The organism is Roseibium sp. AWQ4_254, from assembly GCF_056161025.1.
The window spans coordinates 129,918-137,922 of record NZ_JBSWYH010000015.1 but is presented as its reverse complement, the minus strand read 5'-3'; the positions used below and the strand labels follow the sequence as shown (position 1 = coordinate 137,922).

Here is an 8,005-nt window from a genome sequence, read left to right as displayed (position 1 = left end):
GACCCGGTCTGGTTGACCGGGTCGCGCGATGCGCTGCAACGATGGCCTTTGGTTGGATACGGGGCCCAGAGGCCGCGCCCAGAGGCCGTGCTCGGAGGAACTTCGGACGTTGCCGCACGTCTGGCCCGATATCCCGCATCGACCTGCGACGCGCTCCTGGCCGAAGACCCTCCAAGCGCGGTCAAAAAAGGCCAGGATCAATTGCGCTTGGTCTCAGGACGTTCTTCTTTTTGCCGGTTGGTTTTCAGCCGTCCGCCCGCCCGGTTCTGCGTTGGGAGCGGCCGGCTGTTTGCATGTTTGTGAAGCTGTCAGGCGTCGCGCAGGGCGATCCAGTCATGATCCGGGTGGTTCTGGAAGCGCCATTTGCGGATCGGGCCTGCCATGACGTTGAGATAATACATCTCATAGCCATAGGGGGCGCCGCAGGGGTGATGGCCCTTGGGCACCAGCACCACATCATGGCTGCTGACCGACACGGTTTCATCCAGGGAGCCGTCATCGGTGAAAACACGCTGATGGCCATAGCCCTGATCCGGATTGAGCCTGTGATAATAGGTCTCTTCCAGATAGGTCATGTCGGGGAAGTTGTCTTCGTCATGCCGGTGGGGCGGATAGGACGACCAGTTTCCGGCCGGTGTGAAGACTTCCGTAACCAGAAGACTGTCGGCCACATCGGCCTCTTCCATGGCAATGGGGAAGATGTAGCGGGTGTTGGCGCCCTTGCCTCGTGTGACCTTTTCCGGACGCGGCAGGACCCGCGCTGCATGGCCGCCTTTGCCGGGAGCCGTGCACACACCGATGGTGCAGTCTGTCGTGGCAGTGGCCGACCAGTCCGTCCCGTTGGGCACATAAACGCTATGGGGCGGCATTTGCTGAAACACATTCATGCGCTCACCCTGTTCGCCGAAATCCTGACCGCCTGCGGAAATGGCTGCCTTGCCTTCCACCATCACCAGAATGACCTCCAGATCCCCGGTGGCTTCCGAAACGGTCTCTCCGGCCTTCAGCCGGTAGAGGCCAAAGCCCACATAGGCCCAGTCCGGCGACTTGGCGCTTTTGGCGTTGTCAATGGTGATGTCATGCACCTTGCCGTTTGTGGCGGCGGGCTTGCGCAGAAGCTCACTCATGTCAGGTCTACCTCCTGTGCTGCGGCCTTCAGGCTTGTCAGGCCGAGGCTCTGATAGTGTTTGGGATTGCGGATGTCAGGGTCCTGCTCGGCCTCGATCACGATCCAGCCGTCATACCCGGCCTCTTTCAGGATCTTGAGCAGCGGCACAAAGCCGACGCCGCCTTCCTCATCTCCCGGCACGGTGAACACCCCGGCGCGCACCCCATCCATGAAGGAGCGCCCGTCCGCGCGGATCGTCTCCATCACGGCTGGGCGCACATTCTTGGCATGGAAGTGACGCACCCTGCCGATGTGTTTTTGAAGGATCGGGGCCGGGTCCTGACCCTTGCTGCCGAAATAGCAATGACCGGCATCGAAGAGCAGTTTCGTGGCCGGGCCGGTTGCCGCCATGAAGGCGTCGATTTCTTCCGGCGTTTCCACGACCGTGCCCATGTGGTGGTGATAGACCAGATCAATGCCCTGATCTGCGCAGAACCTGGCCATCTCCTCCACCTTGGCGCCAAAGGCAACCATCTCAGGGGCGGTCAAAACCGGGCTGTTGGATATATCCGCGTCAGAGCCCTGAATTGAGTTGGAGGTCTCGCAGGCAATGCAGACCTTGCAGCCATTGTGTTTCAGTTTGTTCAGATGGGGTTGGATAGCCTCTTTCTCCTCCTCGACCGATCGGGTCAGAAGATTGAGGGAATACCAGCCGGATATGAAAGCAAGGCCATAGCTGCCGAGCAGCTGTTTCAGCGCTTCCGGATCACCGGGCCAGCGATGCCCGTTCTCGATGCCGTCAAAGCCGATCTCAGAGGCCTCCTTGAGGATCTGCTCCGTCGGGATATGGGCGCCAAGGCTCTGATCATCGTCATTGGCCCAGGCAATCGGATTGGTGCCGTAAAGGATCATGGGGTGTGTCCTGCCGCGTGTTGAAACAGCGGGGGTTGCGGGTTGATCATGCCGCCCTCTTTCGGGAAATGCGCCTGGGCGCAACCCCGAAGGAGGGCACTTTTCTGGTCACTGCGCTGCTGCGGTCTCAGTCCACCAGGTTCTGATGTTTTTGAGCTGCGACATAGCTGGCGCGGGCGGCGCGCACGTCTTCGCGCTCTGAGACTTCCGGTACGGCGACGTCCCACCAGTGGCCGCCGCCATTTTCGCCCGGCCCGTGCATCGGGTCGGTCTCGATGACGATGACGGTCGGGATCGAGCGTTCGCGCGCGTTCAGGAGCTCTGCCTCCAGCTCCGCGATTGTGCCTGCCTTCAGCGCATGGGCGCCCATGGAAGCTGCATGGGCAACAAAATCCAGCTCCGGCTGGTCCTCAATGTTGCAATCCTTGTAGAGATTGTTGAACTGGGCCCCGCCGGTGCCCATCTGCAACCGGTTGATGCAGCCATAGCCCCGGTTGTCGGTCAGGACCACAGTGAACGGCACCCGGCGCATGACGGCCGTAGCCAGTTCGGAATTGGCCATCATGTAGGAGCCATCGCCGACAAAGCAGACCACATCGCGCTCCGGCTGGGCCAGTTTGACCCCCATGGCTCCGGCAATCTCATAGCCCATGCAGGAATAACCATATTCCATGTGATACCCGCCCTGGGACGCCTGCCACAGCAGTTTCAAGGCGCCGGGCATGGTGCCTGCGGCGCACATGGCCACAGTCCTGGCGGTGGAGGTACGCTGCACGGCACCGATCACTTCCGCATCCAGCGGGCGGTAGTCTTCGGGCACACCGGTCCTGGCGCTGCAATGGGCGGTGACCCGGGCCAGCCAGTCCACACGAGGCTGCGGCCGGTAGGCGGCGTTTTCATAGTCGCCCAGCAGGGCCGTCAGCTTTTCCAGCGCGGCCCTGGCGTCGCTGACCAGGCTGATCGCACCATGCTTGGCCGCGTCATAGGCCTGCGCGTTGATGGAGACCAGCTTGCGGTCGGCCTCCTTGAACAGGGCCCATGACCCGGTGGTGAAATCCTGAAACCGGGTGCCGATCCCGACAATCAGATCCGCGCTTTCGGCCAGCTTGTTGGCGCATTCGGCGCCGTCCACCCCGGCCGCACCGAAATTCATCGGGTGGGACTGGGCAAGGGCTGATTTGCCCGCCTGGGTCTCGATCACGGGCAGGTGGTGTCGGGTGCAGAAATCGCTCAAGGTTTCTTCGGCCTGCGAATAGATCACGCCGCCGCCGCAGACCATCACCGGGCGCCGGGCAGAACGGATCAGGCGGGCTACATCTTCCAGATCCCGGCTGTCCGGTTCCGGGCGGCGGATGCGCCAGACCTTCGGCTCAAAGAAGCTTTCCGGATAGTCATAGGCTTCTGCCTGGGTGTCCTGGCAGAAAGACAGGGTCACCGGGCCGCAATTGGCCGGGTCGGTCATGACCCGGAAGGCGCGGGGGAGAGCTGTGAGCAGATGTTCGGGCCGGCTGATCCGGTCGAAATAGCGCGAGACCGGGCGGAAACAGTCATTGGCCGAAACCGTGCCGTCGTCGAAATCCTCCACCTGCTGCAGCACCGGATCGGGCGTGCGGCTGGCAAAAACATCCCCGGGGATCAACAGGACCGGCAGGCGGTTGACATGGGCAAGAGCCGCCGCAGTCACCAGATTGGTTGCGCCGGGGCCGATGGAGGAGGTGACGGCCATGGCGCGCTGGCGCTTGCTGGCCTTGGCATAGGCAATGGCTGTGTGGGCCATGGTCTGCTCGTTCTGGCCGCGCCAGGTCGGCAGGGCGTTGCCGGCCTGTTGCAGGGCTTCGCCGAGCCCGGCGACATTGCCGTGGCCGAAAATGGCCCAGACACCGTCAATGAAACGCTCGCCGTCTTCGGTCATCTGGCCGGCAAGATAGCGGACCATCGCCTGGGCGGCGGTGAGGCGGATCGTGCTCATGCGGAAAGTTCCCGGGGTTCGTTGATGCGGGCGTCGGCGCGGGCCGTGTCCCAGATGCGGCAGAGGCGCTCGAAGCGAGCGGCCATATCCGCCGCAGCTTCTTCGTTTGTCATTCGGCCTGCAAGCCAATTGCGCGCCGCATCGGCAAAAATCGTGCGCCCGACCGCAAAGCCCTTCACGAGGGAGAATTGCGCAGCTTGCGCGAAGCTGGCCGCAAGCTGTTCCTCCGGCGCATCCAGGCCCAGCACGACGATGCCGCGTGTATAGGGATCATGCTCGACAATCACGGAACAGGCCTGCTGCCAGGCGTCTCTGGAGGTCATGGGCTCCAGCTTCCACCAGTCCGGATAGATTCCGATCTCGTAGATCCGCCGGATGATCCTGGCCGTGGTGTCATCATGCACCGGCCCCACCTTGGAGGGGATCACTTCCAGAAGCATTTCCAGCCGGTTCCTGCGGCAGGCGGCAAACAGGCGCTGCAGCGTGTCTTCCTGTTCTGCTTTCATCTCCGCCGGATCGTCCGGGTGATAGAAGCACAGAACCTTGACAACATGCTCAGTGGGCCATTCGCCCAGGCCGCCGAAATCCGGACCTATTTCCGGTTCAAGGGTTAGTGGCCGGGAGGCTGGCCACTCCACCGGATGACCGATCCATAGTCCGGTTCCGGCGGCCTCATACAGCGCCTCACGGCCGAGGCGGCTGTCGCACAAGATGCCGTAGCCCGGCTGACCGCCTGCCACTTTAAGGGCTGCGTCAAGGCACAGGTTCTTAAAGGGGCCGATATGGGCGTGAGAAACCCCGGCGTCATCGGCCATCTCTTCGATCTGAATGCGATGGTCAAAGGCAAAGACCCGCATAGTCGACCAGTCGCCGCCATGGGTGAAGCGCCGGTTGGTGGACCAGTGGATCTGTTCCAGCTCCGGGTCCTTGCGCAGGGCCTTGGTGGTCACGCCGCGCTTGAGGAAGAATTGCAGTTCCTCCCAGCTTGGATAGGCCGGGGTGCAGCCGTGGCGGGAGACGGCAAAGGCGCCGCAGGCATTGGCATAGGTGAGGCTGGTGACCCAGTCTTGCCCGGTGATCCAGCCTTTCAAGAGACCGGACATGAACCCGTCCCCGGCGCCCAGAACGTTGAACACCTCGATCGGAAAGCCCGGTCCGGAAATGCCGTCATCCAGACTGTCCGGGATCGCGCCTTCAAAGGCGGCTGCGCCCATGGGGCCGCGCTTGCACACCAGCGTGGCCCCGGACACGGCGCGCACATTCCTCAGCGCTTCAACCGTATCGGTGGTGCCGCCGGCAATGTGAAACTCTTCTTCCGTTCCGACGATCAGGTCGAACAGATGCAAGGTGGATTGCAGTTTGGCCGTGACCTTGTCAGAGGCGATGAACCGGTTCTCGCCGTCGCCATGGCCGGACAGCCCCCATAAGTTGGGCCGGAAGTCGATGTCCAGGGCGGTGCGGCCGCCGTTCTCCCGGGCAAGCGTCAACGCCTTGAGGACAGCGGCTTCCGTTTGCGGGTGGCTCAGATGGGTGCCGGTCACCACCACCGCCTTGGACGAGGCGATAAAGGCCGGGTCGATATCGTCCTCGCACAGGGCCATGTCAGCGCAGTTTTCCCGGTAGAAGATCAGGGGAAACTGTTCCTGGTCCCGGATGCCGAGCAGGACAAGCGCGGTCAGCCGGTCCTTGTCGGTCACGACGCCTTGCGTGTCGACGCCGTGCCGTTCCAGCTCCTCGCGGATAAACCGTCCCATATGTTCATCACCGACGCGGGTGATCAGCCCGGATTTCAGCCCGAGCCGGGCGGTGCCGGTTGCCATGTTGGTGGGGGAGCCGCCGATATATTTGTTGAAGGACGCCATATCCTCCAGACGGCCGCCCACCTGGGCCCCGTACAGATCGACCGAAGACCGGCCGATGGTGATGACATCGAGTTTTGTCACAGCTTTATCCTGCTCGTCTCTTGTTGCTGTCGTCCGGCAGATCAGATCGTGCCGCCCAGGGACCCTTCAAGCTCCGCCAGTTCCTGGCCGCCTGCCATCAGATCCTGCAACTCCTCGGCCTCAATCTCCCCGCGCGCGGCTGTGCCGAGCGTCTTGCCACGGTTGAGCACAGTAAAGCGGTCGCCCACGGCCATGGCATGGCGCACATTATGGGTGATGAAGACGACGCCAATGCCCTTCTTGCGGACCTTGTCGATGGTGGCAAGCACGTTGGAAGTCTGGCGCACCCCGAGCGCGGAGGTTGGTTCGTCCAGGATCAGAACCTTGGCCCCGAAATAGACGGCCCGCGAGATGGCAACGGTCTGGCGTTCGCCGCCGGACAGGGTCCCGACCGCCTGGTCGGGCGAGCGAAGGTGAATGCCCATCTTGGCCATTTCCGTCATGGTGACTTCGTTTGCGGTGGCAAAATCGAAATACTTGAACGGGCCGAAGCGTTTTTCCGGCTCCCGGCCCATCCAGAAATTCCGGGTGACCGACATGAGCGGGATCATCGCCAGATCCTGATAAACGGTGGCGATTCCGGCGGCCATGGCATCGCGCGGGCTGTTGAAGGAGACCTCCTTGCCGTCAATCAGGATCTTGCCCTTGGTCGGCTTGTGGACACCGGACATGGTCTTGATGAAGGTGGATTTGCCCGCGCCATTGTCTCCCAGAAGACAGTGGCATTCCCCGGCCTGCACGGAGACGGAGACGCCGTTGAGGGCAATCACCGGACCAAAATGTTTCTCGATTCCGGCAAGCTCGATCAGCGGAGCGGTTGAAGCGGCAGTCATGTCAGCGTTCTCCCGTGATCATGCGGCGGATATAGGTGTTGAGGATCACGGCCAGCAGCAGGATCACTCCGAGGAAGACCCTGAACAGAGAGCTTTCAACGCCGGCAAAGAACAGCCCTTGCTGGACGACGCCGAAAATAAGGGCGCCGAGCGCAGCGCCGATCACCGAGCCGTAACCGCCAGTGAGCAGGGCGCCGCCAATCACCACGGAGATGATCGCCTCGAATTCCTTCAAAAGACCCCGATCGGCCGCCGCCGAGCCGAATTCCATCACCTGGCAGGTGGCGAAAATCGTGGCGCAGAAAGCGGTGAACATGAACATCATGATCTTCACCCGGTTGACCGGCACACCCACATAGCGGGCTGCCTGGGCATCGCCTCCGGCTGCGAAGATCCAGTTGCCGAATTTCGTGCGGGTCAGCAGAAAATGGCCAAACAGAATCAGGGCAAGCGCCCAGATCATCAGCATGGGAATGCCTTCCACAACCGGTTGGCCCGCCTTGGGACCGGCCACGAACGTGCCGACAATTCCCAGATCCGCAAGCCAGACAAAGAGCCCGTGAAACACCTTGCCGCCGAACAGCCAGGCAATCGGATCGCCTTCGGCAGCTTCCTTCACGCCGCCAATGATGGTCTTGCGGGTGGTGGCAATGGAAATGAAGATGGTCAGCCCGCGCAGGATATAAAGAAAGGCGAGGGTGACGATGAAAGACGGCAGGCCGGTCTTGACCACCAGATAGCCGTTCAAGGCGCCGATGGCGAGGGCAAGGGCAAAGGCCACCAGAATCGCGAACCAGATCGGGAAGCCCCATTGCACGCTCATCAGCGCAATGATGATGCCGGAAAAGCCGATCATAGAGCCGACGGAGAGATCGAATTCGCCTGCAATCATCAAGAGGCAGGCGCCGACGGCGATAATGGCGAACTGGGCGGACACAGTGCCCCAGTTGATGACGCCTTCGGGGGCGAACATGCCGCTGTCGCTGGCAATGGCGACAAAGAACAGGAAAACGAGAAAGGTGCCGCAGATCGCACCCAGTTCCGGGCGGATAAGCGCCTTGCGCAGGGACGACATCTCGCGAATGCGTTCATCTTTTTGAGGCGCTTGTGCCGTGTCGGGCGCGGCGGTCTGTAGAGACTCAGCCATAAGATTCCTCCTGCGTGCCGTTCAGGCCGGCCGCTTGTTTGCGGCCCGGCCGCAAGAACATGTTGTCTTGGGTTTGTCCGGACGCCGATCACC

The 8,005-nt window shown here is 62.0% G+C and carries 6 protein-coding genes; all 6 read right to left on the bottom strand.

What is annotated here, in order from left to right:
- Positions 1–308 precede the first annotated feature (308 nt).
- The 6 genes from iolB to ACXAIC_RS13460 all read right to left on the bottom strand — a co-directional run bounded on the left by iolB (position 309) and on the right by ACXAIC_RS13460 (position 7,912).
- Complete coding sequence (gene iolB / locus ACXAIC_RS13485) at positions 309–1,127, bottom strand: 5-deoxy-glucuronate isomerase (RefSeq protein WP_475179762.1); 819 nt, start codon at positions 1,125–1,127, stop codon at positions 309–311.
- Complete coding sequence (gene iolE, locus ACXAIC_RS13480; RefSeq protein WP_475179758.1) at positions 1,124–2,020, bottom strand: myo-inosose-2 dehydratase; 897 nt, start codon at positions 2,018–2,020, stop codon at positions 1,124–1,126. The genes iolB and iolE overlap by 4 nt, the downstream gene beginning before the upstream one ends.
- 127 nt (positions 2,021–2,147) lie before the next feature.
- The gene (iolD, locus tag ACXAIC_RS13475; protein ID WP_475179755.1) at positions 2,148–3,989 is read right to left on the bottom strand and encodes a 3D-(3,5/4)-trihydroxycyclohexane-1,2-dione acylhydrolase (decyclizing); all 1,842 of its coding nucleotides are present in this window, start codon (positions 3,987–3,989) and stop codon (positions 2,148–2,150) included.
- Entirely contained in the window at positions 3,986–5,932 is a 1,947-nt protein-coding gene (locus ACXAIC_RS13470; protein WP_475179750.1) for a bifunctional 5-dehydro-2-deoxygluconokinase/5-dehydro-2-deoxyphosphogluconate aldolase, read from the bottom strand. The genes iolD and ACXAIC_RS13470 overlap by 4 nt, the downstream gene beginning before the upstream one ends.
- Before the next feature lie 41 nt (positions 5,933–5,973).
- Positions 5,974–6,765, bottom strand: a complete 792-nt coding sequence (locus tag ACXAIC_RS13465; protein ID WP_475179744.1) for an ATP-binding cassette domain-containing protein — start codon at positions 6,763–6,765, stop codon at positions 5,974–5,976.
- Position 6,766: 1 nt separating this feature from the next.
- On the bottom strand, positions 6,767–7,912 hold the full coding sequence (locus tag ACXAIC_RS13460) for an ABC transporter permease (RefSeq protein ID WP_475179740.1): 1,146 nt from the start codon (positions 7,910–7,912) through the stop codon (positions 6,767–6,769).
- Between the last annotated feature and the right edge of the window lie 93 nt (positions 7,913–8,005).

What these genes read in the sequence shown, in the direction of transcription:
- iolB (WP_475179762.1), bottom strand. Translation starts at nt 1,127, where the DNA reads ATGAGTGAGCTTCTGCGCAAGCCCGCCGCCACAAACGGCAAGGTGCAT.
- ACXAIC_RS13460 (WP_475179740.1), bottom strand. Translation starts at nt 7,912, where the DNA reads ATGGCTGAGTCTCTACAGACCGCCGCGCCCGACACGGCACAAGCGCCT.
- iolD (WP_475179755.1), bottom strand. Translation starts at nt 3,989, where the DNA reads ATGAGCACGATCCGCCTCACCGCCGCCCAGGCGATGGTCCGCTATCTT.
- ACXAIC_RS13465 (WP_475179744.1), bottom strand. Translation starts at nt 6,765, where the DNA reads ATGACTGCCGCTTCAACCGCTCCGCTGATCGAGCTTGCCGGAATCGAG.
- iolE (WP_475179758.1), bottom strand. Translation starts at nt 2,020, where the DNA reads ATGATCCTTTACGGCACCAATCCGATTGCCTGGGCCAATGACGATGAT.